Genomic DNA, 25746 nt, shown 5'->3' on the forward strand with positions numbered 1-25746 from the left:
GATCCAGCCGTTGTGTGTCCAATTCCCGCTGGCTGAGAGGTCGCCTGAACCATGCATAATATCCACTCCGAGACACTTCCAAAATCCGGCACATCTTCGCCACACTCCAATTCGTGCGGTGCTCGGAAACAAACCGATAACGAACCGCTACCGGTCTCTCGTGAAGATGGCCATTGCTTTTTTTAAGATGTCTCGCTCCTGCCGAACTTCCTCCAGCTCTCGCCGCAGACTGCGCATCTCCTCTTCGGCAGGCTTCATATGACCAGTGCCGGGAAATGCATCCACAGGATCAGAACGTAATGCCTTACGCCAGGTTCTGATCGCTCCCTGATATAACCCCAGCTCCCGTTCAATCGTACTGTCACCCTTCTCGGAATTATCCGCCAGTCGAACTGTTTCCCGCTTGAACTCCGCATCATATCTCTTCTTGCTCGATCTCATCGATACACCTCCTGACCTCAAGTTAATTTGAGTTCTAGAGGTGTCCACTATATTGTAGCAATATCAGTTGGAGGAAGAGATAACACAGATTGATCACACTCTCGAGAGGCTTGTAAGACTAAAACTCATTAAAAAAGGGCTGCCCGAAGATCAGGAAGCCAGTTTAGATAAATTGAACGGATTAAAAACCAGGAAAGAAAAGCATAGAAAGCATTTCATGGATCAAATTAAGGAATTGGAGGGCAAAATTCATGAGTTGCAAAATGCTGTGGTAAAAATCACCGGTACAGTGTATCCACGGACGTCGATTACCATATATGATAAAAGCATTACCGTTATGGAGTCCTGGATATACGTCTATTTCAAATATATGTCTACTGAGGAGGAATTAGTGGCCGCTGATTTAGAAAAGGTTTAATAATTTAAAACTCCCTTTGCGTTTGCAAGAGGCTAATGGCTGTGGTGCAAATTATCCAGCATTGTACCCCGTCAGAACAAGTTGGACAACTTTAGCCCATTTGCTAAGAGAGGGTTTTCCCGATGTTCTTAGACTGCCAACCACCAGTGGAGGCGTAGCCGAATGAAGCTTAGCAGTCTATGCCTGGTCTCTCGCCTAAGGGCCAGGATCATGTGAGTTTGCCCCCATTCATGTACAAGTCATAATGTTAGGATTTGGAGTTAGGTTTGGCTCAGATGCCCGGTACTGCCGGGGCGTCAGGTAGTCCAGGACCATCCTTTTTGTAATATGGACCAATGGACAATCTTAGGATTTCATGGCATTTCGAAATCATCTTATACCTATATCTGTAATGCTCCTTTGTCTTCTCGCTCAAATGGGGTCCATGCCGCTGCAGATACTCTGGGAAGAATTCCTTCAACGTGATCTGCTTTGCTTTTTCTTCCTGCTTGATTCGCTGCAATTCTCTTTCTGGGTCTTGACCATTTAACAAAAGGCCCTCAAACTGGTTAGCCCTGCGATAAGCATACCTTTCCTCCGAACCCACCGAAATCCGCCTTCTTAGTCCTGTCGGATTTGTAACATGGAGGTAATACGTATTGTACTTAGATTGCACTACTCGTACGCCCTTCATCTTGCACATGGCTCACCGCCTAAATGCATTATTGAAATTTTTCACATTGCTCTCATTGATCTTGCACTAAAAATTACCCCCCTCATCCAAAGTGTTCATTATATTGTAGCAATATCATTCCGGTTCCCATTGAGCTGCATGGTTCTTCTAAAGATCCGATCAGGATTGTTCTCTATTACGGTCGCAGTGTTGGTGGTTTGTTTCGTTCGAACTGGTGCATTTTGGCTTAACTGGATATAATTCCCGGCTTGTTTTGAGCATTTATTGTTACAAAAAGAACCGCGTTGTTGTTAAACGAAGAACCTGGACAATCAAAATAGAGAAGGAGACAGAAATGCAGGTATACTTAAATAAAAGTATCAAAGAAGTTATAAATCAGTTTCCAGCCATAGAAGACATCTTGAATGATTATGATGTCGGTTGCGCACCTTGTAATGTTGGAGACTGTTTACTGAAAGACATTGTTGAGATCCATAACCTTTCAGAAGAGGAAGAGCGTACTCTACTGACAAGAATCGCCAAGGCGATCTACCCGGACAGGGAAATTGAACTTCCTCAAATAATTAAAAAAAGCCGGCAAGTATCGAAAAAAATAAAGTACTCACCACCAATAAAAAAACTCGCCGATGAACATAAATTGATTAAAAGACTAATAGCCCTGATACCGAGGATAACAGAAGCTTCTGTGATTGTTGCAGAGGAGGATCGCGAAATTATCCGAGACCTTGTCGATTATATCCGCAACTATGCAGATAAATACCATCACGCCAAGGAGGAAAACATACTCTTCAAGAATTTCGACGAAAAGTTGGATATTATTCAAACGATGCTTATAGACCATGATAAAGCCAGGTCTTATGTGAGAGCAGTTTTGGAAGCTCTTGATAACAAAGATGCGGAGGGGGTTAAAGAAAACTTGTCCGCGTATAGAGAACTTCTTAGCGAACACATAAAAAAGGAAGATGAAATTCTCTATCCCTGGATGGACAGAAATCTTTCCACCTCTCAGGTGGGACAGCTTTTTTCTCGATTCAATGAGGTCGACCTGGCCTTCGGCGATACGCCTGAAAAGTACGAAAAATTCGTTCGGGAACTCGAAGAGAGATTTGCAGGTTAAGGCTACTCTTCCGATGAAATGCAACGCAATTCCACCTTTTCAGGAGTGCGAATAAATGCCAATAGTTAAGAAAAATGCCCTGGAGCTGAAATCCTTTGATGAGAAAAAATTTAATCCTGTCGGAATCTATCAGTCGGATCAAATCAAGGTGATTGTGGCATATTTCAAGCCGCTGCAGTTTATTCCCGTGCATACCCCAGGTGTGGATGTGGTCTTTTTTATCATCGAAGGGCAAGCGGAGATCGTGGCCGGTGACCAGAGAATGACTGTCAAAGAGAATGATCTGGTTATTGTTCCTAAAGGTACAAAAAGAGGGATTAAAGCTCTGACCGAACTGACTGTCCTGCATCTGGTCCAGCCTCCTCCCACAGAAGCCGATCACAGGGAAGTGCGGGAAAAAATCTCGCTGGGAAAGTTCGAGTAAGTGTAAAAACAAGCCAGTCTCTGCCGGTCCTTTTTGCAGCAGAACTTACCTGAACCTTTCTTTTTTTATTTGATTTCAAACCACCTTTTGATAAAACTGCCCGGTCTTGGTAAGGGGGTAAGAAAAAAATTGCTTCTTACTTGACAAGGATAGATAAATAAGATATATCTTATCTACGTTATCTTCTTTTAAAAATTCCCAAAGATCAGGGCACTTGACGGATGCTTAATAAAACGACTCAGATAGGGATCAAAACTCTAATTTTTCTGGGTCTGTATGGTGGCAACGATCCGGTTTCGCCTCGCAGGATTGCCGGCCATCTTGGTATTTCGCCGACCTATCTTTCAAAAATAACCGCTCTTCTGGTAAAGGCGGACATTCTGGTCTCCCACCGTGGAGTACTCGGTGGAGTGACTTTCAGCAGGCCGACATCTTCATTCACGCTCCTGGAAATAATTGAAGCCTGCCAGGGGCGGGTAACCGGAGATTACTGCCAGAGAAGCGAAGATATCGATAAAGTCTGCGCTTTCCACCGCGCGATGCAAGAGGTTCACCAGGAAACTGTCGAGGTGCTGTCCCGCTGGTCCCTGGCTGATCTGATAGCCAAGCCGGCTCCGGATGAAGACGTTCAGAGCAGAGTCACTTGTATGATGGCCGATATCAAGCCGTCGGTCGGTGAGCTTGCTGCAACAAAATAAGGGAACGGATAGGCAAGCCCGAAGAAAAATCGCAGGAATAGCATCACACACAGTGGAAACCGGTTAAAACCCAATGCGGTCTGAACGACCGCACTACAACAAAGGAGAATACCATGGCTTTCGAGGAATGCCCCGGATCAGGGATGTTCGATTTCAGAGAACAGCAGAAAACCGATGAAGCTCAGGTGACTGCGAAGGTGAAATCGGAGTTGAGACAGTGGCCGATCCAGTTACATCTGCTTAGTCCGACCGCCCCGTATTTCCAGGCCGCCGATGTTCTTCTCACCGCCGATTGCGTGGCCTTCGCCATGGGCAATTACCACCCTGATTACCTTAAAGACAAGGTCCTGGCCATTGCCTGCCCCAAATTGGACGAAGGACAGGATGTTTACCTAGAAAAGATCAAAGCCTGGTACGATGAAGCCAAGATCAACACCCTGACAGTGATGATCATGCAGGTGCCCTGCTGCAAGGGCCTCCTGTCTCTGGCCCAGCAGGCGGCTCAGCAGGCCGAGCGTAAAGTGCCTATTAAATACGTAGTGGTGGGAATCCAGGGAGAGATCATCGAAGAGGCTTGGGCCAGTTGATCCATAATTGTTTTTTACCGAATATGAAGGGGAGGTGTTTTCAGGTTGTCGACATTAACTCTTGAACAGGTTAAAAAGTAGATTTATGCCAGCCGCCGGGGGGGGGGGCAGCCAGGAGGATATCGCCGAGGCCCTGGGGCACAGCCGCCGCACGGTAACCACCCGCTACGCCCCGGACAAGTCGGTGCCGGTGGAGATATTCGAAGCCCAGACACCGATACGGCCGAGAGAGGAGCGGAAACGGTGGAGAAAGGAGGGGTGATTGGAAATTCTGGCTATGAAGAAAGCCCCCCGGGAGGTAGTCCCGGAGGGCTCTGACGGGTCAAAACTGGTCCATTTAAGGCGATGAGTTGTTGCCGAGTGGGACCATAAAAGCCCGTAACTGCTTGGAAAATATGGTGGGCGATACTGGATTCGAACCAGTGACTTCTTGCATGTCAAGCAAGCACTCTAACCACCTGAGCTAATCGCCCTCTGCGTGACGGTAATCTAACACGGCCCCGCACGCTTGTCAATTTTCGCTGTTCGATCCGCCTAACCTCAGCGGAGTTGTTACGTTAGGTGCAGGCGCCCTCCAGAAACTCCTCGGCCAGACGGATTCCTACCTGAGCTTCCTCGTCCACCACCACTTCCGCTCCCGCCACCACGAGTTCCCACTTGAAAATGTGATACCGCGCCCGCACCAGCAGCCGCAGTTCGGGAGCTGTCGATTTAACCAGGTGGATTATCTGCCGCACGGCGTCCTGGTCCGGGACGGTTACGATTAAGGCCTCGGCTCTTTCGAGATGGAGGTGTTCCAGCAGCTCTCGACGGCGGGCGTCGCCGATGACAAACGGTATTCCCAGCGAATGCGCCCAGTCGCTGTTGTCGGGATTGTAATCCACAACCGCTAGTCTCCCGCGCATGACAGGCAGCAGGCGCTCGGCGGCCTGCTGGCCGGCTGGCCCGAACCCGATTATTATTACCGCCCGGTCGGGGATCTGACCGAATTCAACCCGGCTTGAGTCGGTTGCCGCCGGTCCTGCACCGGAGCCGAAGAGCGGCCGCAGGTTTTCGGCCCAGCCCGATGCCCGCGGTGCGATTCTCACCAGATAGGGAGTTACCAGCAGACTGATCACGGTCACCGAGACCACAAGGCGGAACAGATCGTTATCGATCACCCCCGCGCCGAGAGCTGTTGTCGCCAGCACGAACGAAAATTCACCAACCTGCCCCAGACAGAGACCGGTGGCCAGCGAGGTGCCGGTGCCGAAACCGAGCAGCCGCGTGATAACATGGATCAGGGCCGGTTTCAGGATAACGATCAACACCACGGTCAGGGCCACCGGAGCCGGATTCACCGCGATCCAGGACGGATTGACCAGCATCCCGACAGCCGCGAAAAAAAGAGTGACCAGCAGGGTGCGCAACGGGGCCACATCGCTCCTGATCTGCGCGGCAAACGGGCTTTCTGCCAGCAGCAGACCGGCCAGGAATGCGCCGAACGAAGGACTCAGGCCCACCGAATGGGCGGCCCAGGCGGCCCCGAGCGCCATCACCACGGCCAGCAGCACGGGAAGGTCGCGGTTACGGGCGAGACTGCTGAGATGCAGCAGTTTCGGGACCAGCAGGTTGAACAGCAGCAGAAACACGCCGAATGTCAAAGCAGAAAGCACGACCGTGCGGCCCAGCAGGAACAGCGACTGGGCGGGTGTGTTCTCCCCGCCGAGCGCCAGGGTCAAAATCACGAGAGGAACTACCGCGATGTCCTGCAACAGCAGGATTCCCAGCGCGTTACGGCCGTAAGGACTGTCGATCCGGGTGGTGTCCACCAGCAGGCGGACCACGCTGGCCGTACTCGAAAGCGCAACCATCATGCCTATCACCAGCGCGGGACGCCAGGCCAGCCCCAGCGCCGAGGCCAGCCCCCAGCCGGCCAACGTGGTCAGCACCACCTGGGCCGTACCGCCGACATACGTTATCGGACCGAGTTTAAGCAGGCGCTTGAAGCTGAACTCGAGCCCGATCGAGAACAGCAGGAGCGTTACGCCCAACTCGGCGATAAAGTGGACTTCATCGTGGCTGGCCACCAGGCCCAGGGCGTTGGGCCCGACCAGCATCCCGGCCAGCAGGTAGCCCACTATCGAATTCTGCCGGAGGACCTCGGCCAGCGTGCCCAGCGCAAGAGCCGCGCCGAGCAGGATCAGGATATCCAGCAGCCACAGCCAGGCATCGGGCATCGGGTCACTCCCGCTAAGCAAAGGATCAAAACCGGGTTCACCTGAATATGATGATATATTCCCTTAATCGCCAGAGCGGGAATCATCACCAGCCAGGCCCGCGAAACACGACGGGCAGAACCGCCAGTCCGCCTCCAGGGCTGCGCCGCAGTTGTCGCACGGCCGCTCCAGGTCGTCGCGCCAGGCAGTCTGTGAATGAGCCGCCTGAAACGGAGAATCGGGGAGAGATTTGAGGAATGCCGACAGGTTATGCTCCTCTGTCACCACGTACAGCCGCTCCAGGGCGCGGGTCAGGCCGACATAGAATATCCGCCGCTCCTCATCCAGCCGGCGAACTCCCTGCTCTCTGGCAAGTACGCTCAGCACCCGATTGCCTCGCATCCGTCCCGGGAACCCCGCTCTCCCGCCGACCACCGCCCAGAGGAACACCACCCGGGCCTCGAGGCCTTTGGCTCCGTGGATCGTGTCGTGACGCACGGGCAGGCCCAGCGCCCCGATCCGCTCCGAGAGCAGCCGCCAGTTGGAGTTCTTGCGGTAAAGGATCAGGATCTCCTCGGGCCGGAATTCACCGCTCTCCACCAGTTCCTCGATCCGCCGCTGCACCCACCCGGCCCCGTCGGAGCTGAGCCGCCCCGCGCGGTGCAGCACAACGGGGGAACTGCCCCGGCGCAGGGCCAGCGAGGGTTTCTCGCGGAACGAGCGGCAGCGGCGGATCGAGAGGTTGGCCAGCTCGACAACCGGAGCGCTGTTACGGTAGTTGACCCGCAGCGATTGGACCTCCGCATCCGGCCAGTCGCGCTCGAACGAGAGAATATGTTCCACCTCGGCCCCCCGGAACCCGTAGATCGACTGCCAGTCGTCGCCCACGCAGGTCAGCGAATTATCATGACCCACGAGTTCCTTAAGCAGTTCCACCTGCGGCGTGTTGACATCCTGGTACTCATCCACCAGCACCACAGGCCAGCGCTTGCGGTAGCGCTCGCGGATTTCCGGGTGTTCGCGCAGCAGACGCACGGCCTGGGAAATCAGGTCGTTGAAATCCAGGGCGCCGTCTCGCTGCAGCAGCCTGTCGTACTGCCCGTAGATTTGCAGGAACAGGCTGTAGAACACGCGGGTGTGCGGGTTGTCGATCTTCTGTGCCTTGGCGGCCAGGGTTTCCGTGTCGATATAATGGGTCTTGATCTTGTCCAGCACTTCCTCGGCCAGGCCCAGGAAACTGGCGATCGCCTCGGGGTAGCCCGCGTGTTCGCTGTCCAGCCGGCTCAGGTCGCCGGGCGGACCGGGAGTGTCGAGGGCGCCGGGAAGTTCCTCACCCAGCCGGCGGACCAGCTTGGGGAAATCGAGCAGCTCCTCGCGCCAGATTTCGATCAGGCGAGCGCCGTTGGCCCGGTAGGCCTCCACCCGGCTCCTGCGTTCGGTCCGGCCGCCGCCGGGGGCGAACTCCCAGACCTCGATGTATGCCTTGTGCCCGGGAAGGTGGAAATCAGGCCGGAACGCGATTCCGCCCCAGGGCGCAGGCTTGTCGTAGCGGTAGGCGATCCCCCGGTCGTGGAGGAGATTGGCCACTTCGCGCTCGGCGTATGAGCGCACGCTCTCGCCGCCAAGGGTGACAAACCGGCGGCGGCGGGGGTCGGAACCGAGACTGAACCGGTCGGCCTCATCGCTGGAAGTGACATAGTCCCAGAGGTGACGCTTGAACTCGACCCGGAACGAGGGGTCGGGGTAGAGCGTTTCGATCGCCTTGCGCAGCAGTTCGCCCTTGGTGGTCCGGCGGCCGGTTTCCTCCTGTTCGCCGCCGGTTACCGGGGTGTCGGTCACAAGGCGCACGGGACGGTCGAACAGCGCTCGCCAGTGACGGCGCAGCAGGAGGTAGCCCAGGGAGTGGAACGTGCGCACAGTGGCGCGGCTCATCCGCGCGGCGGCCTCGGCCCCGGCGCAAGTTTCGGCCTGTTCAACCAGCCGCTGTTTCATCTGGCGCGCGGCGTTGCGGGTGAAAGTGACCGCCAGCACCCCGGCGGGGTCCACTCCCTTGTCCAGCACCAGGTGCAGGATTCTCCGCACCAGCACCAGTGTTTTGCCGCTGCCCGCTCCGGCCAGCACCAGCAGGCGGGGCTCTTCGCTGGTGACCGCGGCGCGCTGGTCGGGGTTGAGATTGTCGAGTGGTGAGGGCATTTGTTCTCGTAGTTTAGTTGGTGATGGTAATATAACAGGAGAGGGGGGAGAGGGAAGGCGGAATGCAAAAGACGGAACTCGGTAGAAGGGTGCAGAGACATAGTAATCTCCCACCGGATTATGGTTGCTTTTCCAAGCAACATTTGATATTATATTTCCGTAAAAGGACATTTATGTCCGTTTGAGGAAACATTATGAACATTCTCGATTTCCAAAAACGACTCTCCCGCTTCCCACTTTTCTCCTTGCAGGACATCCGCAAGGCCGTTCCCGGTTTCTCTTCCCGGCAACTGGACCGCTGGGCTAAGAAGGATTACCTACGAAAGATCAGGCAGGGTTATTATACCCTATCTCAACAGCAAATTGATCAGCAATTCCTGTTTTATGCGGCTAATAAGATTTACAATCCCTCGTATCTTTCTCTGGAGACGGCTCTCAAATACTATGGCCTGATACCCGAGGAAATCTTTCAGCTAACCTCGGTTACCACCAAGAAGACCGCGAAGTTCGCCACGCCGGTGGGTAATTTCAGTTATCGGCACTTGAAGCCCGCCCTCTTTTTCGGTTATCGTCTTGTTGAGTTGGGCAAGCGACGTGTCCTAATTGCCGAGCCTGAAAAGGCCGTTTTGGACTATTTGTATCTTACGCCATCCATGCAGACGGCGGATGATTTTCGCAGCATGCGGATTAACAGCGATCAGTTTTGCGAGCAGGTCGAGCCGCAAAGATTTCGTAAGCTCGCTTCGGCTTTTGGCTTCAAAGCGTTGCAACGCAGGGCGGAAACCTTTTTGAACACGGTTTAAAATGATGCTTAGCCTCGAACAAATACTGGAACAATACCCGGCAAGCCTGCGCAATTTTCCAGAAAGTCTGCTCAAGGAGTATTTGCAGTACAAAATCTTGGACAGCATTTTCAACAGCGCATCTGGGCAAAAACTGGCTTTCCTTGGCGGCACGGCCCTGCGGATAATACATAACGGTAGCCGTTTTTCTGAAGACCTGGACTTCGACAACTTCGATCTGAAGGCGGATGAATTCGTTGACCTAGGCGATGAAATCAAAAAATATCTGGAACTGGAAGGACTGGAGGTGGAAATTGACTCAAAGACCGAGTCCGCCTACCGCCTTAAAATTCGTATTCCCAGGTTGCTTTTCGACACGGGGCTTGCCCACCAGCCAGAGCAAAAAATCCTGATCCAGGTGGACACCGTGCCCCAGAATTTTGACTACAGGCCGGATAAACCGATCCTGAACAAGTTTGAGGTGTTTACACAAATCAATGCCGTGCCGCGGGACATCTTGCTGGCGCAGAAAATCTTTGCCGCCGTGGGACGTAAGCGCGCCAAGGGGCGTGATTTTTTCGACATCGTCTTCCTGTACGGTATCGGCGCCAGGCCGAATTTCGACTATTTGGAGAAAAACCTTGATATTAAGGAGCAGAAGCAGCTTAAAATATCATTGCTTGAAAAAACTAAAAACATGGATTTTAAGTCATTGGCACAAGATGTGGAACCTTTTCTATTTAATCCCAAAGATAGTAACAAAGTCTTTCTTTTCCGCGAATTCATCCGGCAGCAATTTTAACAGATATTTTCTTGTTTCTGTAGGTCTGCAAAGCTGATGCTTCTACGTCGCAGCAACAAAACCTGGACCAGTTTTTCGACATCTACTCCAAGGGGAAGAAATACAACCTCGCTTCAACATTTCCACTAAGTACAAACAAAAAGGCCCCGTTTTACCGGGGCCTTTTTCACATCATGTAGGGAATCCTGCAAAACTACTTCTCCGGCATCCACTCGGTGTGGAACCAGCCTTCCTTGTCCACCCGCTCGTAGGTGTGGGCGCCGAAATAGTCGCGCTGGGCCTGGATCAAGTTGGCCGGCAGGCGCTCGGAACGGTAGGCGTCGTAGTAGGCCAGCGAGCTGCTCATCGCCAGGGCCGGAATCCCGTTCTCTACCGCTGTTTTGACCACGAAGCGCCAGGCCTCCTGACGGCTCTGGACCTCGCCCTTGAAGAAATCGTCCACCAGCAGGTTCGGCAAGCTCGGGTTGCGCTTGAACGCGTCGGTGATCAGGTTCAGGAACCGGGCGCGGATAATGCAGCCGCCGCGCCAGATCCGGGCGCACTCTTTCAGGTCCAGGTCGTAGTCGTACTCGTCGCTGGCCGTGCGCAGCAGGCTCATCCCCTGGGCGTAGCTGCAGATCTTGGAGGCGTAGAGCGCCTGACCGACCGCGTCGATCAGCTTGTCCGGGTCGCCGCTGTAGCTGACCTCGGGACCGCCCAGGATCTTGCTGGCCGCCACCCGCTCGTCCTTGTAGGCGCTGATAATCCGGCTTTCCACCGCGCTGTTGATTGTCGGGGTGGGGCTGCCCAGGTCCAGAGCGCTCTGGCTGGTCCACTTGCCGGTGCCTTTCTGGCCGGCCTTGTCGAGGATCAGGTCGATCACGTGCTTGCCGGTCTCGGGGTCGACTTTGCGGAAGATATCGCGGGTGATCTCGATCAGGTAACTGTCGAGCTCGCCCTTGTTCCACTCGTCGAAAATCTCGTGGAACCGCTCGTTGGAGAGGTTCAGCGTGCGCTTGAGGATGTCGTAGCTTTCGACAATCAGTTCCATGTCGCCGTACTCGATCCCGTTGTGCACCATTTTGACGTAGTGGCCCGCTCCGCGCGGCCCCAGGTAGCTCACACAAGGCTCGCCCTCGGCCTTGGCGGAGATGTCGGTCAGCATCTGCTCGACTTCGTCGTAAGCGTCACGCGGTCCGCCGGGCATGATAGACGGGCCCCACAGCGCACCGTACTCGCCGCCCGAGACGCCGGTGCCGATAAAGCGGAAACCCTCCTTGGGCAGGTCCACCGAGCGGCGCTCGGTGTCGGGGAAATGGCTGTTGCCGCCGTCGATAATGATGTCGCCCTCGTCCAGATACGGCTTGATACTGTCGATCATCGAGTCCACCGGCCAGCCGGCCTTGACCATGATGATGATCTTGCGGGGCCGCTCCAGGCCGGTCACGAACTCTTCCATCGTGTAGCAGGGCTTGATGTTCTTGCCTTTGGCCCCGCCCGCGGCGAAGTTCCTGGTCTTCTCGGTGGTGCGGTTGAACACGGCCACGCTGTAGCCGTTACGCTCGATATTGAGCACCAGGTTCTCGCCCATCACCGCCAGCCCGATTAGCCCGTATTGGCACTTATCCATCGTCGCTCCCCTCAGCTTAAAGGTGTTTTACTAACAGTTTGTTGATTTACTGAAAGTTCATGTCAAGATGGCTGTCAAGGGCCGTTTCCGCCGGTATGAGGTTCAAATTGAGGCAAAAGCGCATAAGGCTCGTAAACCAATCTATTTCATAGAGTTGCAGTGGAAACGGCTTGTCTTGCCCTTGAGAGCCAACGCAACAATATCTTTCACTATGGGCGTTGAAAGCTTTTTACAACGCCCCCGCTACCGGTTTTTTTACTCACATTTCGTGCTGAGAGTTGTAAATTGAGGACGTGCAATATAAAAAGCCGCCGTTCGGTTATCAAGGAAAAAGCAACCGAAAGATAATGTAAACAATCGAAAGGCAAAGAAGTGCGGATTATTGCCGATGAGAACATGCCGTTCGCCGCGGAGGCGTTCTCGAACCTGGGCGAGGTAAACCTGGCGCCCGGACGCCTGATGAACGCGGAGCTGTTGCGAACCGTCGACTGCCTGGCCGTGCGCTCGGTGACACGCGTGGATAGCAGCCTGCTGAGCGGTTCAGCGGTAAAATTTGTCGGGACAGCGACGATCGGCACGGATCACGTTGATACGGAGTACCTTGGACGGGAAGGCATAAAATTCGCCAGCGCGCCGGGCTGCAACGCGATCAGCGTGGCCGAGTACGTGATCGCCGCCCTGTTCGAGTTGGCCGGGCGTAAGGGGTTCACGCTGGCGGGCAAGGTGCTGGGAATTGTCGGAGTGGGCAATGTCGGCAGCCGGCTGGAGAGCCGCGCCCGCGCGCTGGGGCTGGAAGTGGTGCTCAACGACCCTCCGCTGGCGGACCAGACCGGGGACTCCAAATACCGCCCCTTGGATGAGTTACTGGAGCGCTCGGATATTGTCACGGTCCACGTCCCGCTGGAGAAGGCCGGGAAGTATCCCACCTATCACCTGGTTAATCAATCCCTGCTGGCCAGTCTTGGGCCGGGAGCTGTTCTGCTCAACACCAGCCGCGGCGCGGTGGCCGATTCTTTTGCTTTGCTTGCCGCTATCGGTTCGGGAAAGCTCGGTGCGGTGGTGCTCGATGTCTGGGAGGGCGAGCCGGAGATTCCGCTGGACCTGCTGAGGAAAGTCGATCTGGCCACGCCGCATATCGCGGGCTACTCGTTCGATGGCAAGGCGCGGGGGACGCGGATGATCTACGAGGCCGCCTGCCGCCATTTCGGCGTGGAGCCGGTGTGGACGCCCGAGGGCCTGCTGCCCGCGCCGGAAAACCCGCTGATCGAGCTTACCGGCAGGATGGATGACGCCCAAGACCTTCTGGCGAAAGCAGTGCTGGAAAGCTACGATATTGCAGCCGATGACAGGAACCTGCGTGGGATATTTGATCTGCCGAAGGATGCCCGTGCAAAACATTTCGACCGATTGCGCAGGAGCTACCCCGTGCGCCGGGAGTTCGCCAGCCGCACTGTGCGGCTGGGTCCGGGACTGAAGAGTCTCGCGCCCGTGCTGGCCGGGCTGGATTTTACGGTTGAGACTGCATGAACATCGAAAATTCATAACGCATTCCTGACAATGCTGGAGGTTGTATCATAACCCCCAAATGGGAATGATATGAGTGTAAAGCATCATAAAAAATAGGAGAACAGGTTATTTGTTTTAAAAATAACCGCCGTCGGGGCGGGTTTCAAACCCGCCCCGACCTGCCTTCCATGTAATTCAGAAGTTAAGAAACAGGTTCTAGTGTGGTGTCCGGCAAATAATGTAGGAAAAAAAGCGGATGATAAATCCCCCTCGATCCCCCTTTTCGAAAGGGGGATAACAACTCCCGCCTGCTACGCAGACACTCCCCTTTGCCAAAGGGGGACCAGGAGGGATTTCAGCTTGAGTTGATCGAACCATTATCAGCCCGTCGAAATATTACATATACTTCCGGGACACAACACTAGACTGGAGACCAGGACATGGACCACGCTCGATCTCAGATCAAAGCGCCGCCGAAAGGCATGGCTGTGCTGGCGATGGTGGGGCCGGGGCTGGTGTGGGCGGGCGAGTATATCGGCAGCGGCGAGGTGATACTGTGCACGCGGCTGGGCGCGGTGCTGGGCGTGGCGATTCTCTGGGCGCCGATGATGGCGATATTCCTCAAGTACGTGATCGGTCTGGCCGGGGCGCGTTATACGACCACCACCGGCGAGGGGATGATCGACATGTTCAGCCGGGTGCCGGGGCCCCGCAACTGGGCGGTCTGGATCGTGCTGGTGGGCCAGTTCTGCGCGGCGGCGGTCAGTATCGGCGCGCTGGCGTCATCGGCGGCGGCGTTTATCCACGCCCTCGTGCCGCTGAACCAGGTGATGCTGGGCTGGGGGGTTACCCTGTTCTGCGTGGCCTTGGTCTGGGGAGACAAGTTCGAGCCGATCAAGTATATCGCCAGTGTGCTGGTGCTGGTGATGGTGGTAGGGGTGATCTACGTGGCGGTCAAAGTGGCTCCGGGAGCCGGAGAACTGCTGGCCGGGCTGTTCGGTTTCCGCTTGCCCGAGATACCTCGGTGGGCGCTCGACTCGGGGGCCGCCACCAGCAATGTCTGGGCCGAGTTGCTGCCGGTGCTGGGCTGGGCCGCGGGCGGGTTCGCCAGCCAGGTGTGGTACTCGTACTGGGTGCTCGAGAGCGGCTACGGCCAGGCGGCCAACACGGGGTTCGGGGTCCGGGTCGACGAGGCCATGCTGCGGGAGATGGACGGCGAAACCGCGCAGCGGATCAAGGGCTGGTGCCGGGTGGTGAATGTGGACGCCACCACAGCGCTGCTGATCGGCAGCGGCGTGACCGCCTGTTTCGTGGTGGCCGGAGCGGGCGTGCTGGGCCGGATGCAGTTGGCCCCGGACGGCCCACAGCTTGCGATCCAGCTCTCCGAGGTGTTCAGTCAGTTCTGGGGCTCCACGGGCGGGATTCTGTTCCTGGTCGCCGGCGTGGCCGCGATGGTCAGCACCAACCTCTGCCAGTTCGCCGGCTGGCCGCGGATCATGGCCGACTGCCTTCGCGTGCTGTTTCCCTCGCTGAGCGGCCGTTACGCGCCGCACCGGGTGCGGCGCCTGTTCGTGCTCGTTTTCCTGGTGACCAACATGCTGATAATCAACACGTTCGGGGTCAATCCGGTGGGCCTGCTCAAGGTTGGAGCTGTGCTGGACGGCCTGGTGCTCGTCCCCCTGCAGGCGGTAATAATCATCTACGCGCTTGTGGTGGTCCTGCCCCGGATGCTGAGCAGCGAGGCGGCGGCTGTCCTGCGGCCGGGCCGCGTATTGATTTCACTGCTGGCACTCAGCGCGCTGGTATTCGGCTATTTCGCGCTGGTCAAGATTCCGACGATGTTCTAGTTTTATGGCTGGACTACCCCCGCCCCCGATTTGTCGGGGCACCCCCTTTATTAAAGGGGAATTTTCAGTCTCAAGCTTTTTCGCACAGCGGATGGCGTTTTATGGTTTTACTCTCCTAACGAGTTGCGTGTAGGGGCGCACCCGCGTGTGCGCCCGGGCGGACACATGGGTCCGCCCCTACAGCCCTTACTGGAAATCTACAGGGGGATTTTGCATACAATCCCTGTTTTGTATTTCGTATGCGATCACGGCTAGCAAGCACTACCGGCGATCAGTACTCGATCCCTTTGACCGCCTCGCGGTCCTCCGGGTGCTTGACCGGTTTTACCTCGCTGACGATGTCGCACTCGTCGATAAGCCCCTGGGTGGCCCCCCGCCCGGTGATCATCAGGTGCAGCTCCGGCGGCCGGTTGCGGATCAGGTCGATCACCTCCTGCTCGCTGATTATCTCGTAGCGCACCAGGTAGGTCAGCTCATCGAGCACCACCAGGTTCCATTTGCCGCTGTTGACTTCTTCCCTGGCGTACTCGAAAGCTTCGCGGTTGGCTTTCACGTGCTCGCTGAGCTCGCCCTCCCAGGTGAATCCCTTGCCCAGTGACTTGAACAGCAACTGGTCCTCGAATTTTTTGGCCAGTGTTTTCTCCCCGGTAGGCCATTTCCCCTTGATGAACTGCAGGAAACAGATTTTCCAGCCGTAGCCCAGCGAGCGGAAAACCTGGCCCAGTCCGGAGGTGGTTTTACCCTTGCCGTCGCCCGTAATCAGGATCACCGTACCCTTCTCTGCCATCGCCTGGCTCCTTTAGCTGGACTGGAAACACAGTCACGGTTTGCACCGGAAAATAACCGCGCCGTCCCGGCGGGGCAACAGGGAAACGGGCCGGCAATAATTAAGCCCGGAAGGGTTCCTTCCGGGCCGCTGCAGTGAAAGTTCACCTCTCGGAAAGGGGTGTCCGCGGCATACCGGGACGGGGTGTCTCATTCCGCTCACACAATCTGGGGCTGTCGGGACTTTCACTCGATGATTTCGATCGCTTCCACCGGGCAGCTTTCGTCCGCCTCGCGGGTGTCGTCCTCGGCCCCGGCCGGCACTGAATCGACCCTGGCTTTCGCCAACTCGCCGTCCATCTCGAACACGTCCGGGCTGATATCCGGGCACAGGGCGCAGCCGGTGCACAGTTCCGCATCCACCGTCGCTTTCATCACGTCCTCCTGGCTGCATTTTTATGGCATGAAGCGGTTTTACGTTTCAATCGCCCTAAAAATAAAATGGAATGGCTGAAAATGCGAGTTATTCGGAGCGGGCGTACCGTAACGATATGGTAATTATAGCGATAGAAAAAAACTTACTTTTCCGTTGCTCGCTGCGCGGCGCGCAGGTATAATTAGTACCCGTTTGTTTCTTTCGTTGCGCCGCTCTTTCCGGTTGAGCCGGGGCGGCAGTCAGGTTCTTGAGAGGAAGCAGGGATGGACGCTGCGAGTGTGCGGGATGATTGCCTGACGATGAACGAGCGGATCGTGGCCTGGCGGCGGGACCTTCACCGCATTCCCGAAATCGGGATCGAGCTGCCCGATACGGAAAACTACGTCCGCCAGCGCCTGGCTGAATTCGGCGTACCGCTGCAGGCGGGCTACGACGGAACCGGAGTGGTGGCGCTGGTGGAGGGTACGGCCGGGCGTGGCCCCGTGCTGGCGGTGCGGGCGGACATGGACGCGCTGGAGATCGAGGAAGCGACCGGCGCGGAATACAGTTCCACCCGGCCCGGCAGGATGCACGCCTGCGGCCACGACGCCCACACCGCGATAGCCCTGGGAGCTGCCGAATACCTGATCCGGCACAGGGACAAGCTGGCGGGGACGGTCAAGTTCATCTTCCAGCCGGGCGAGGAGTGCATGGACGGCGCGCGGCGGATGATCGAGGCCGGGGCGCTGGAGAACCCGCGGGTGGAGGCCGTAATCGGCCTGCATATCGGGGGAATCTGGAACGAGCTGGGCACCGGACAGGTGGGCGTAAGCGACCGGGCGGTCATGGCCGCGGCCGACGCGTTCAATTTCAGCATGAAAGCCGTCGGCAGCCACGGCGCGTATCCGCACCAGAGCGCGGACCCTGTCCTGGCCGCCAGCGCGGCGGTTGTCCAGCTGCACACCCTGGTGGGCCGCTCGATCCGGCCGACCGCCGCCGCCGTGGTCACGGTCGGCCGGATCGAGGGGGGGCAGGCGCGGAATATCATTCCCACCGAGGTGGCCGCGCGGGGAACCGTGCGCACCCTGGACCAGGCCGTGCGCGACCATCTGCGCGGACGGATCGGCGAGGTGATCGCCGGGGTTGCCGCGGCGCACGGCTGCAGCCACAGCTACGAGTTTTTCCCGGGAGCGCCGGCGGTAATAGGCGACAGCGTAATTTGCGGCAGGGTGCGTGATGCGGCGGTGGAAATCCTGGGCCGGGACGACGTTGTCGAGATAACTGAGCCCTCGCTGGGCGGCGAGGACGTATCGCTGTTCATGGAGCGCGCGCCGGGATGCTTTTTCGGCCTCGGCGGCAGTAACCCGGCCGAGGGTATCCACAGTATTCACCACAATCCGGAGTTCCGGATCGATGAGAGCGTACTGTGGCGAGGAGCCGCGGTGTTTTCCCTTTGCGCGCTGCGCCGCCTGGCGCCCTCGGGCTGAAGCAAAACGGTGGCGCGAACCGGATATTGATATTAGATTTTCTGTTCCCAACCTGCTGAAATACCACTAGTTATCAACTATGCGGTAAATAATTGAAGGAAGGATAGCGAGATGGCCAGATTTCAAAGGCTTGACGTGCTCAACAACATGGTTGCCGCCGGCGTGATCCCGGTGTTTTATAACGCGGACGTGGAACTGGCGGCCGATATCGTCCGCGCCTGCCGCAAGGGCGGAGCGCGCTGTATCGAGTTCACCAACCGCGGCGACCACGCGTTCGAGATTTTCAGCCAACTGCACAGCCGGTTCACCAGCGAGCTTCCCGACGTGATCCTGGGAGTGGGCAGCGTAGTCGATCCCGGCACGGCCAGTATCTATATTAATGCCGGGGCAGGTTTCGTGGTCGGACCGGTGTTCAACCCCGAGGTGGCCAGGGTCTGCAACCGCCGCAAGGTGGCCTACAGTCCGGGGTGCGGCTCGGCCAGCGAGGTCAGCGCAGCCGAGGAGATGGGCTGCGAGATTATCAAGATTTTCCCCGGCAGCCAGGTTGGCGGCCCGGCGTTTGTGATGGCGATCAAGGGGCCGATGCCCTGGACCAGTATCATGCCTACCGGCGGAGTGGACGTCACCGAGGAGAGTATCGGCGCGTGGATCGGCGCCGGCTGCGTGTGCCTGGGGATAGGCAGCAAGCTGATCACCAGGGATGCGGTCGCCGCCGGCGAATGGGACAAGATCGCGGCCAACGTGGCTAAAGCGATCGAACTGGTCAAAAAGGCCCGCGGCAATTGAGGCTGCCCTTTGAGTGGGACGATGGCGTCGGTATCATCTTGAATTGCTTATTAATCCCGCTCCCGTTAAAATAGTTACGGGAGCGGGATTCTGCTTTTATACGGCCCGGCGCCTTGGCAGTCTATTTGCAGATTTCCCGGTCAATCCTTGTTGCCGGTTAATGCCTGAAAGATTAGTTTATCTGCTGGAATCAGGCGGAAAATTTACAATTAAAGCCTGCAAGGGAGCATCCAGATGTCCAAACTGAGCATGCTGGTCGAACTTTGGGAGTTCATGCGCTACAACAAGAAATGGTGGCTGACCCCGATTATCGCCTTTCTGCTGCTGCTGAGCGCGCTGATCGTGTTTACCGAGGGCGCGGCGCTGAGCCCGTTTATTTACACCCTGTTCTAACTGCCGGAGCGTTTCACTGATGTACGTGCTGGGAATATCGGCCTACTACCACGACAGCGCCGCGGCTATTCTCCGCGACGGCGAAATACTGGCCGCCGCCCAGGAGGAGCGCTTCACCCGCGTCAAACACGATTTCTCCTTTCCCGCCAATGCGGTGGAGTATTGTCTGAGCGAGGCCGGGATCGAGGTCGAAGAGCTGGACTACGTGGCGTTCTACGACAAGCCGTTTCTCAAGTTCGAGCGGATTCTGGAGACTTATCTCAGCTTTCCCGGGCGCGGAATCAGTTCTTTCCTGCAGGCGATCCCGATGTGGCTCAAGCAGAAACTGTTCCTGGGCGAGACAATCAAGCGGGAACTGGGCTACGAGGGCAGGATTATTTTCCCCGAGCACCACGAAAGCCACGTGGCCAGCGCCTTTTATCCCTCCCCGTTCGAGCAGGCCGCCGTACTGACTGTCGATGGCGTGGGCGAGTGGGCCAGCACCACGGTGGCCGCCGGCGGCGGCAACACTATCGAGATGCTGTTCGAGCAGCATTTTCCCCATTCGCTGGGACTGTTCTACTCGGCGTTTACCTATTTCACCGGTTTCCGGGTCAACAGCGGCGAGTACAAGATGATGGGCCTGGCGCCCTACGGGGAGCCGGTCTATGTCGACCGGATCATGGACAACCTGCTGGACCTGAAAGAGGACGGCTCGTTCCGTCTCAACCTCGACTATTTCGATTTCCTGGTCGGCCTGCGGATGACCAGCGAGAAGTTCGACCGGCTGTTCGAGGGGCCGCCGCGCAGGCCGGAAACCGAGATCACCAGGCGCGAGATGGATATCGCCCGCAGCGCCCAGGCGGTAACCGAGGAGATCATGCTCCGGCTGGCCCGGTTTGCGCATCGGCAGACAGGCCTGACCGACCTCTGTCTGGCCGGCGGCGTGAGCCTGAACTGCGTGGCCAACGGCCGGATCCTGCGCGAGGGACCGTTCGGGAATGTCTGGATCCAGCCGGCCAGCGGCGATGCCGGCGGGGCGCTGGGCGCGGCGCTGTTCACCTGGCACCGCTACTTGGATAACCCCCGTCAGGCGCCCGGCGAAACAGACAGCCAGCGGGGAAGTTACCTGGGGCCCGAGTACAGCGAGAGCGAGATAACCGCCTGCCTGGATCAGAACTCGTTCCCGTATCACCGGCTCGCCGCCGGCGACATGCCGGGCCGGATCGCCGAGCTGATCGACAGCGATAAAGTGGTGGGTCTGTTCCAGGGCCGGATGGAGTTCGGGCCGCGGGCATTGGGGGCCCGGAGCATTATCGGGGACGCCCGCTCGCCGAAAATGCAGCGGATCATGAACCTCAAAATCAAGTTCCGCGAGAGTTTCCGCCCGTTCGCCCCATCGGTGCTGGCCGAGGACGCGGGCGAGTTTTTCGAGATCGATACGGTCAGTCCGTACATGCTGATCACCGCCGATGTGCGCGGGGACAAGCTGGTCAATGGCGGCGGACAGGGCGGGGCCGAGGGCCTGGCCAGGGTCAACGAGGTCCGCTCGGTGGTCCCGGCTATCACCCACGTGGACAACTCCGCGCGGATTCAGACCGTGGACGGAGATCACAACAAGCCCTACTACGATATCATTCGGGCGTTCAAGGAGCGCACGGGCTGCCCGGTGATAATCAACACCTCGTTCAACGTGCGCGGCGAGCCGATCGTGATGAGCCCCGAGCACGCGTACCGCTGTTTCATGCGCACCAACATGGACTACCTCGTGCTGGGCAACATCCTGCTGGATAAGACCGAGCAGCCGGAGTGGCCGGAAAAGGACGACTGGAAAGAATCGATCGTGCCCGACTGAGCGGGCGGGCAGTGGAGGAGGAGCAGTGGCGAAACCGGTGGAAAGCAGCAAGGATTACCGCAAATTCGGGATCAGCGTGGGGATCGCGTTCCTTATTATCACCGCGTTTTTCTGGTGGAAGGATTTCCCGAACGCGCTGAAAGTAACGGCCACCCTGGGCAGCCTGCTGCTGCTGGGCGGACTGGTTGCGCCGGGGCTGCTGGCCTGGCCCTGCCGCGGCTGGATGAAATTCGCCGCAGGGGCGGCCTGGTTCAATACCCGCGTAATTCTCGTACTGATGTTTTACCTGGTGCTGATGCCGGTCGGCTGGTTACTGCGCCTGTTCGGTAAACGTCCGCTGGCAGTGGGGTTCGACAAAGACAGGGACAGCTACTGGATCGAGCGGGAGCATAAAGAGTATGACCCGGTGCGCAGCGAGAAGCACTTTTAACAGGTTTCCTTGAACAATAATGAAAAAGCCACGGCATCCGGGCCGCGGCTTTCATTTTTCGCTAGTCTGTCCGCAGCGCCGGTTCAGTTCAGCAGGTCTTCCAGCATCCGCTCCGCAATCGTGTCGGTTACCTCATCGGAGTTGTAGAAACCGGATTCTATCCGCTGCCTGACCCGGGCCAGCTTGTCGGGGTCGGATTCCAGGGTGCCGGCTTCGGCCAGCCTGGCGCGCGCCAGCGGGTGCTCGGCGTTGACCAGGTCGCCCAGCGCGCCGCTCTTTAGAATGGCCTCGGCCGTGCCCTCGATCAGCTTATCGTCGACTTTGTACGTACCGTTGGCGATCTGGTTTTTGATAAACTCGATACGCTCCTGGCGGCTCTCCAGGGTTTCCAGGCCGTCCTTGAACGTTTTCAGCTCTGTCTGGGTGCGCTGGAGACTGCGGGCCTGGTCGCTGATCGTGACCGTATCGACCTTAAGCGTCTCGTCCTTGCCGGCGGCCTTGTTACCCTCGGCGGTTTCCTTGCCGGCGTTCTCCAGCTGCTGGTTTTTCTTGGGGTCCTGGGCCTTGGTTCGCTGCAGGAGATGATCTATTTTCATCAGTATCGTCCTTTGGGGCGAATCCACCCGCACGCTTCATCGATCCGTGGTGGAAAGCGCGGGTCTGAACTATCTGTCCATAGATAGTATACAGGTTGTCTGTTCCAATATCAATATCGGCCTGAAAGCCGGATTTCTTTAAGCCCCCGTTTTCAGCCCTTGATGTCCTTAAACCGGGCTTTTCCGGCCATCGGAGCATGGGAGTATTTACGCAGCATGCGCTTACCCTTGCGCAGGGCGAAAATGTTAGCGGCAAGTTCTGCCTTGAGGCCGGAGGCCTTTTCCATACTTTCAGACTCGGCAGCGGCAAAAAAATCCAGTTTGGCGATCAATTCCTCGAACAGGCGGCCGGTTTGCTCCCGCTGCTTCTGTCCGGCAGAGGATTTTTCGACTGCCAGCTCTTTCAGGCGCGCGGGGTCGCCCATCCTGGCGATTACTTTCTCCTTTTTCGCCAGTACGGCCAGCAGACCCTCGTAATCCTGCCGTTCGATCAGTGTCCGCTGGCGCTCCACCAGCTCGCCGTATTTCTTCAGACAGGCCAGTTGGCGGCTCAGGAGTTCGTCAAGCTCTGCACTCTGTTTCCCGCTCAATGCCCGCTCCGCCGCTCCCGTTTTCGGTCAGAATCGCTTGGTTTCGCCCTGAAATAATGCAAGATTCGAGCCGGAACGGGTATTACAGGCCCAAAATGCGATTTCAGCCGCCGATTGCCGCCGCCAGCGCGCCGGCGCGGATTTCATCATCCAGGGGACAGGGGTTTGTGCCGATATCGGTGCTCAGCTTGCTGGCTTCAAGGATCGGGCCGATCTCCTCCTCGCTCACGCCCAGTTCACCCAGGGTGGCCGGGCAGCCGACTTGCTGCTGGAAATCGCGGACGAGCTGGACGAGCCGGCGGGCCTTGAGATCCGCTTCCCCGTGGGCAGAGCCGAATGCATCGGCCAGATCGGTCATTTTCGAGTCGGCGTAACCCAGGTTCGGTTCCAGGCACCACGGGGTGAGCACGCCTACCAGCAGGCCGTGGCTCAGACCCTTGAAACTGCCGACAGCCATCGCCATCTCGTGGCCCAGGCCCACGCCCGTATCGATAGCCACGCCGCCGAGCATGGCTGCGATCAGCATGTTGTGGCGCGCCTCCAGATCGCCGCCGTCCTCAACGGCGCGGGGCAGGAAGCGGTGGACCAGGCGGACTGCCCGGAGCGCGGCGGCGGCGGTGATTGGGTTGGAGCCGGTGGACAGGTAGCCCTCGATCGCCTGGCCCAGGGCGTCCAGGCCCGTGTCGCGAGTTAAATCAGGCGGCATGTTGACACAGGCTTCGGCGTCCAGCAGCGTCACGGTCGAGACCATCTCCCAGCTGTAGAGCGCTTTTTTCACCCCCAGCCGCTTGTTACTCATCACGCTGACCTTGGTAGCTTCGCTGCCGGTGCCGGCGGTGGTGGGAATCGCGATCCAGGGACAGCAGCCGGCCTCCCAGTCGCGCTCACCGAGCTGGTATTCCTCGGCCGGACCGGTGTTATCGCGCAGCATGGCGATCAGCTTGGCCGCGTCCATCGCGCTGCCTCCGCCCACGCCGATCACGACGTCACAGCCGGCCCGGCGGGCGATTCCGGCGCCCTCCTCGGCAGTTTCCAGCACCGGCTCGCGCTCCACCCGGTCGAATATTTCGTACGGGAGCCCGGCTTTTTTCAGCGAGTTTTCGATCTTATCCAGCAGGCCGAACCTGCGGGCGCTGCCCGTCCCGCTGACCACCATCGCCCGGCTGCCGAACTTGGCGGCCCAGTGTCCTGCGTTGCTGATGCATCCCGGCTCCGCCTCGATCCAGCGGGGCAGGCTGAACGCCTGTACGATACCTTCCATCGGTTCCTTCAAATCTCAGAATTCCCGGTTTCTTCAGTCTTCCAGGTCGTCGAGTTCCACCCAGCAACCCTTTTCCCGGCTTTCCAGCCCCTTCCGGGCCAGTGGCAGGCCCTTGGCACCCTCCAGCAGGCTCGGCGCGGAACGGCTCGTCGGCGGCCATGGTCAATCACTTTTCGCTTCCGGCAGCACCTGGTCCGGGAAAAACCTGTAATATGGAGCCTTGATCGCCATCCGGCGGATCAGCAGCGCCAGCTCGCGCAGGTGGTAATCGCCCCACATCGACGACTCTCCGTGCGGAGTGGGGCTGCCCGCGGGGACATGGCCCCAGCCGCCGGGACGGTGATAGATCGAATGCAGCAGCAGCCCGTGATGGTCGGCGTCCGTGGACAGATAAGGCTCTTCGAGCAGCGTGGAGGCCACGGTCAGCCCGGCGGCGATATACTTGCCGCCCTGGCCCGGATCGCCCTTGGCCGAGAGATGGCCTCCCAGCCTCAGCAGCGCCTGCCCTGCAATCGCGGCCGCCGAGGAGTCGACCGGTTCGTATTCGTTGAAGGGATCAGAGGACCGCGAGAGGTAATCGCCCATGCCGGCCAGTCCCGGCGCACCGGTATCCCAGTACGGGACCCCGTCGGTGGGCGAATTGTCCAGATAGAAATCAGCCGTGGCGCGGGCCACCTCGAGAAAGCGCTTGATGAACACTTTTCTGCCGCACAGCTCCCCGGCGGTAACGTGGTCGAACTCGCTTTCGGGCAGGAGATCGAAAAACTCGAGCAGTTCGGCGAAGCCGAGCATGATCCAGGCCAGACCGCGGGTCCAGGTGGTGAACGGGGAGTACCCCTGCAGGGAGCTGGGGCAGTGGTAGGAGCCGTCGTTGAGGTTGAAGATCGACTCGTGGGCCACCCGGCCCCGGACGTCGTAGCTGTCGCGGCCCTGCCCGTAATAGACGTTATAGCGGGCGGTGGTTTCGGCGTGACGGAGCAGGCGTTCGAGCAGGTTGATCCTGCGGTTTTTTTCGCCCATCAGCGCGTGGCCCAGCACGTGGCTGAGAGCCAGGGCGCGCAGGCTGCGCGCCGTATTGGCGAACAGCGAATGAGGCCCGTTGAAACTGGGGATATAGCCCAGGTCACCGGGAAGTTCGGTCCAGCGGGCCGCCTGCACCGCGCCGGTCACCTTGAGGGCAAGCTCGTAGAACAGACGGTCTCCGGAGGTGCCTCCGAGCTTATCGGGGAGACGGTTTTCGTGCCAGAGCCGCAGCAGGTTGCCGTAGGTCGAAACGTTGTTGAAGCCGTGATCGTGGACGCCGGTATGGGTCAGGTGGAGCGCCATTTTTTGCCGGGTGTTTTCCAAGCCGATTTTGAGAAACTCCTCATCGCTGGTGGCGTCGTAGTGCAGCAGCGCCGAACCGAACCGGAAGCCCTGGGTCCACGCGGTCCAGCCGCGGGTGGTCCACCTGCCGCCGGCGGTGAACACGGGGGTGCCGTCGGCCTGGTCCCAGGCTTTTTCGGTGTCCTGAATTTTCTGACCCGAAAGCCGCCACATCCGTTCCAGACTGTGCAGCAGGCCCAGCGGGGAGAGATCGACTCTGATATTAAGCACGGGCGCTCCGTGGATCTTGATAAACCTTTGCGATTTTCAAATAAACAAGAATTACGGTCTTTTAAGCATTTGCTATCTTAAGCGTTAAGTATTCAGAAGACAAGAGTCAGAAGTTCAAAGACCCCTGGCAATCGGCTGTTAATCCTCTCCTGAGTTCTGACTCCTGAATGCTAAATGGTTGAAGGAAAATAACAGACTTTCTTCCGCACACGCAAGTTTGTAAAAACGTAAAGACGCAAGTGAAATCAAGCTAAAGCCTTTTGAGATTGAAGCCACCGTCGAGATAAATCGAGCTGCC

The 25746-nt window shown here is 57.9% G+C and carries 24 protein-coding genes and 1 tRNA gene; 13 read left to right on the forward strand and 12 right to left on the reverse strand.

Going from position 1 to position 25746, the window contains the following annotated elements; genetic code table 11:
- Positions 1 to 147: 147 nt before the first annotated feature.
- On the reverse strand, positions 148 to 441 hold the full coding sequence (locus FVQ81_13890) for a transposase (protein ID MBW7997639.1): 294 nt from the start codon (positions 439 to 441) through the stop codon (positions 148 to 150).
- A gap of 67 nt (positions 442 to 508) precedes the next feature.
- On the opposite strand from FVQ81_13890, the gene FVQ81_13895 reads away from it, so the two are divergent.
- A complete protein-coding gene (locus tag FVQ81_13895) occupies positions 509 to 859 on the forward strand; it encodes a DUF342 domain-containing protein (protein ID MBW7997640.1) in 351 nt (116 codons plus the stop codon).
- A 271-nt stretch (positions 860 to 1130) separates the two neighbouring features.
- Here the strand turns inward: FVQ81_13895 and FVQ81_13900 are convergent, their stop codons facing one another.
- Positions 1131 to 1445, reverse strand: a complete 315-nt coding sequence (locus FVQ81_13900; protein ID MBW7997641.1) for a hypothetical protein — start codon at positions 1443 to 1445, stop codon at positions 1131 to 1133.
- A gap of 421 nt (positions 1446 to 1866) precedes the next feature.
- Here FVQ81_13900 and FVQ81_13905 point away from each other — a divergent pair, with 421 nt between their 5' ends.
- The 4 genes from FVQ81_13905 to FVQ81_13920 all read left to right on the forward strand — a co-directional run bounded on the left by FVQ81_13905 (position 1867) and on the right by FVQ81_13920 (position 4358).
- Positions 1867 to 2649 carry a hypothetical protein gene (locus FVQ81_13905; protein MBW7997642.1) on the forward strand — a complete coding sequence of 261 codons (783 nt, stop codon included), beginning with the start codon at positions 1867 to 1869 and terminating at the stop codon, positions 2647 to 2649.
- A 55-nt stretch (positions 2650 to 2704) separates the two neighbouring features.
- Positions 2705 to 3073 (forward strand): cupin domain-containing protein, encoded by a 369-nt coding sequence (locus FVQ81_13910; GenBank protein MBW7997643.1) that lies wholly within the window; start codon positions 2705 to 2707, stop codon positions 3071 to 3073.
- Between the two features lie 221 nt (positions 3074 to 3294).
- The gene (locus tag FVQ81_13915; GenBank protein MBW7997644.1) at positions 3295 to 3771 is read left to right on the forward strand and encodes an Rrf2 family transcriptional regulator; all 477 of its coding nucleotides are present in this window, start codon (positions 3295 to 3297) and stop codon (positions 3769 to 3771) included.
- Positions 3772 to 3884: 113 nt separating this feature from the next.
- Positions 3885 to 4358, forward strand: coding sequence for a 4Fe-4S ferredoxin (locus tag FVQ81_13920; GenBank protein ID MBW7997645.1), 474 nt, complete (start codon positions 3885 to 3887; stop codon positions 4356 to 4358).
- Positions 4359 to 4754: 396 nt separating this feature from the next.
- Here the strand turns inward: FVQ81_13920 and FVQ81_13925 are convergent.
- From FVQ81_13925 to FVQ81_13935, 3 genes are all read right to left on the reverse strand, one after another.
- A tRNA-Val gene (locus FVQ81_13925) sits at positions 4755 to 4831 on the reverse strand.
- 84 nt (positions 4832 to 4915) lie between these two features.
- The gene (locus FVQ81_13930; protein MBW7997646.1) at positions 4916 to 6577 is read right to left on the reverse strand and encodes a sodium:proton exchanger; all 1662 of its coding nucleotides are present in this window, start codon (positions 6575 to 6577) and stop codon (positions 4916 to 4918) included.
- A 63-nt stretch (positions 6578 to 6640) separates the two neighbouring features.
- Positions 6641 to 8920 carry an AAA family ATPase gene (locus FVQ81_13935; protein ID MBW7997647.1) on the reverse strand — a complete coding sequence of 760 codons (2280 nt, stop codon included), beginning with the start codon at positions 8918 to 8920 and terminating at the stop codon, positions 6641 to 6643.
- A 23-nt stretch (positions 8921 to 8943) separates the two neighbouring features.
- Here FVQ81_13935 and FVQ81_13940 point away from each other — a divergent pair, with 23 nt between their 5' ends.
- Complete coding sequence (locus FVQ81_13940; GenBank protein ID MBW7997648.1) at positions 8944 to 9552, forward strand: hypothetical protein; 609 nt, start codon at positions 8944 to 8946, stop codon at positions 9550 to 9552.
- Between the two features lie 4 nt (positions 9553 to 9556).
- Positions 9557 to 10333: a nucleotidyl transferase AbiEii/AbiGii toxin family protein gene (locus FVQ81_13945; protein MBW7997649.1), complete on the forward strand. Its 777-nt coding sequence runs from the start codon at positions 9557 to 9559 to the stop codon at positions 10331 to 10333.
- A 193-nt stretch (positions 10334 to 10526) separates the two neighbouring features.
- On the opposite strand, the gene gndA is transcribed toward FVQ81_13945, so the two are convergent.
- A complete protein-coding gene (gene gndA, locus FVQ81_13950; protein ID MBW7997650.1) occupies positions 10527 to 11942 on the reverse strand; it encodes an NADP-dependent phosphogluconate dehydrogenase in 1416 nt (471 codons plus the stop codon).
- Positions 11943 to 12314: 372 nt separating this feature from the next.
- Here gndA and pdxB point away from each other — a divergent pair, with 372 nt between their 5' ends.
- Together pdxB and FVQ81_13960 are read left to right on the forward strand one after the other, a co-directional pair.
- Positions 12315 to 13469 carry a 4-phosphoerythronate dehydrogenase PdxB gene (pdxB, locus tag FVQ81_13955; protein MBW7997651.1) on the forward strand — a complete coding sequence of 385 codons (1155 nt, stop codon included), beginning with the start codon at positions 12315 to 12317 and terminating at the stop codon, positions 13467 to 13469.
- Between the two features lie 419 nt (positions 13470 to 13888).
- Complete coding sequence (locus FVQ81_13960) at positions 13889 to 15295, forward strand: hypothetical protein (GenBank protein ID MBW7997652.1); 1407 nt, start codon at positions 13889 to 13891, stop codon at positions 15293 to 15295.
- Between the two features lie 271 nt (positions 15296 to 15566).
- Here the strand turns inward: FVQ81_13960 and FVQ81_13965 are convergent, their stop codons facing one another.
- Both FVQ81_13965 and FVQ81_13970 read right to left on the reverse strand, forming a co-directional pair.
- Complete coding sequence (locus FVQ81_13965; GenBank protein MBW7997653.1) at positions 15567 to 16082, reverse strand: cob(I)yrinic acid a,c-diamide adenosyltransferase; 516 nt, start codon at positions 16080 to 16082, stop codon at positions 15567 to 15569.
- Between the two features lie 224 nt (positions 16083 to 16306).
- Positions 16307 to 16495, reverse strand: a complete 189-nt coding sequence (locus FVQ81_13970; GenBank protein MBW7997654.1) for a ferredoxin — start codon at positions 16493 to 16495, stop codon at positions 16307 to 16309.
- A gap of 264 nt (positions 16496 to 16759) precedes the next feature.
- Between FVQ81_13970 and FVQ81_13975 the strand changes: the two genes are divergently transcribed.
- From FVQ81_13975 to FVQ81_13990, 4 genes are all read left to right on the forward strand, one after another.
- Complete coding sequence (locus FVQ81_13975) at positions 16760 to 17962, forward strand: amidohydrolase (protein MBW7997655.1); 1203 nt, start codon at positions 16760 to 16762, stop codon at positions 17960 to 17962.
- A 111-nt stretch (positions 17963 to 18073) separates the two neighbouring features.
- Positions 18074 to 18748, forward strand: a complete 675-nt coding sequence (locus tag FVQ81_13980; protein MBW7997656.1) for a bifunctional 4-hydroxy-2-oxoglutarate aldolase/2-dehydro-3-deoxy-phosphogluconate aldolase — start codon at positions 18074 to 18076, stop codon at positions 18746 to 18748.
- Between the two features lie 412 nt (positions 18749 to 19160).
- Positions 19161 to 20975 (forward strand): carbamoyltransferase, encoded by a 1815-nt coding sequence (locus tag FVQ81_13985; protein ID MBW7997657.1) that lies wholly within the window; start codon positions 19161 to 19163, stop codon positions 20973 to 20975.
- A 25-nt stretch (positions 20976 to 21000) separates the two neighbouring features.
- A complete protein-coding gene (locus FVQ81_13990; protein MBW7997658.1) occupies positions 21001 to 21405 on the forward strand; it encodes a hypothetical protein in 405 nt (134 codons plus the stop codon).
- A gap of 83 nt (positions 21406 to 21488) precedes the next feature.
- Here FVQ81_13990 and flgM read toward each other — a convergent pair whose 3' ends face one another.
- The 4 genes from flgM to FVQ81_14010 form a co-directional block, all read right to left on the reverse strand.
- The gene (gene flgM / locus FVQ81_13995) at positions 21489 to 22001 is read right to left on the reverse strand and encodes a flagellar biosynthesis anti-sigma factor FlgM (protein MBW7997659.1); all 513 of its coding nucleotides are present in this window, start codon (positions 21999 to 22001) and stop codon (positions 21489 to 21491) included.
- Between the two features lie 152 nt (positions 22002 to 22153).
- Positions 22154 to 22591, reverse strand: a complete 438-nt coding sequence (locus tag FVQ81_14000; GenBank protein MBW7997660.1) for a hypothetical protein — start codon at positions 22589 to 22591, stop codon at positions 22154 to 22156.
- A gap of 103 nt (positions 22592 to 22694) precedes the next feature.
- Positions 22695 to 23864 (reverse strand): iron-containing alcohol dehydrogenase, encoded by a 1170-nt coding sequence (locus FVQ81_14005; protein ID MBW7997661.1) that lies wholly within the window; start codon positions 23862 to 23864, stop codon positions 22695 to 22697.
- Between the two features lie 150 nt (positions 23865 to 24014).
- Entirely contained in the window at positions 24015 to 25391 is a 1377-nt protein-coding gene (locus FVQ81_14010; protein MBW7997662.1) for a glycosyl hydrolase, read from the reverse strand.
- Positions 25392 to 25746 lie beyond the last annotated feature (355 nt).

The sequence above is a fragment of the Candidatus Glassbacteria bacterium genome, assembly GCA_019456185.1.
GTDB lineage: Bacteria > Gemmatimonadota > Glassbacteria > GWA2-58-10 > GWA2-58-10 > JAJRTS01.

Coding starts and splice junctions, on each gene's coding strand:
- FVQ81_13965 (MBW7997653.1), bottom strand. CDS start 16,082: ATGGCAGAGAAGGGTACGGTGATCCTGATTACGGGCGACGGCAAGGGT.
- FVQ81_13890 (MBW7997639.1), bottom strand. CDS start 441: ATGAGATCGAGCAAGAAGAGATATGATGCGGAGTTCAAGCGGGAAACA.
- FVQ81_13980 (MBW7997656.1), top strand. CDS start 18,074: ATGGCCAGATTTCAAAGGCTTGACGTGCTCAACAACATGGTTGCCGCC.
- FVQ81_13975 (MBW7997655.1), top strand. CDS start 16,760: ATGGACGCTGCGAGTGTGCGGGATGATTGCCTGACGATGAACGAGCGG.
- FVQ81_13910 (MBW7997643.1), top strand. CDS start 2,705: ATGCCAATAGTTAAGAAAAATGCCCTGGAGCTGAAATCCTTTGATGAG.
- FVQ81_13985 (MBW7997657.1), top strand. CDS start 19,161: ATGTACGTGCTGGGAATATCGGCCTACTACCACGACAGCGCCGCGGCT.
- FVQ81_13945 (MBW7997649.1), top strand. CDS start 9,557: ATGCTTAGCCTCGAACAAATACTGGAACAATACCCGGCAAGCCTGCGC.
- flgM (MBW7997659.1), bottom strand. CDS start 22,001: ATGAAAATAGATCATCTCCTGCAGCGAACCAAGGCCCAGGACCCCAAG.
- FVQ81_13920 (MBW7997645.1), top strand. CDS start 3,885: ATGGCTTTCGAGGAATGCCCCGGATCAGGGATGTTCGATTTCAGAGAA.
- FVQ81_13935 (MBW7997647.1), bottom strand. CDS start 8,920: ATGTCCTTTTACGGAAATATAATATCAAATGTTGCTTGGAAAAGCAAC.
- FVQ81_13905 (MBW7997642.1), top strand. CDS start 1,867: ATGCAGGTATACTTAAATAAAAGTATCAAAGAAGTTATAAATCAGTTT.
- FVQ81_13930 (MBW7997646.1), bottom strand. CDS start 6,577: ATGCCCGATGCCTGGCTGTGGCTGCTGGATATCCTGATCCTGCTCGGC.
- FVQ81_13960 (MBW7997652.1), top strand. CDS start 13,889: ATGGACCACGCTCGATCTCAGATCAAAGCGCCGCCGAAAGGCATGGCT.
- FVQ81_13940 (MBW7997648.1), top strand. CDS start 8,944: ATGAACATTCTCGATTTCCAAAAACGACTCTCCCGCTTCCCACTTTTC.
- FVQ81_13970 (MBW7997654.1), bottom strand. CDS start 16,495: ATGAAAGCGACGGTGGATGCGGAACTGTGCACCGGCTGCGCCCTGTGC.
- FVQ81_13915 (MBW7997644.1), top strand. CDS start 3,295: ATGCTTAATAAAACGACTCAGATAGGGATCAAAACTCTAATTTTTCTG.
- gndA (MBW7997650.1), bottom strand. CDS start 11,942: ATGGATAAGTGCCAATACGGGCTAATCGGGCTGGCGGTGATGGGCGAG.
- FVQ81_14010 (MBW7997662.1), bottom strand. CDS start 25,391: ATGTGGCGGCTTTCGGGTCAGAAAATTCAGGACACCGAAAAAGCCTGG.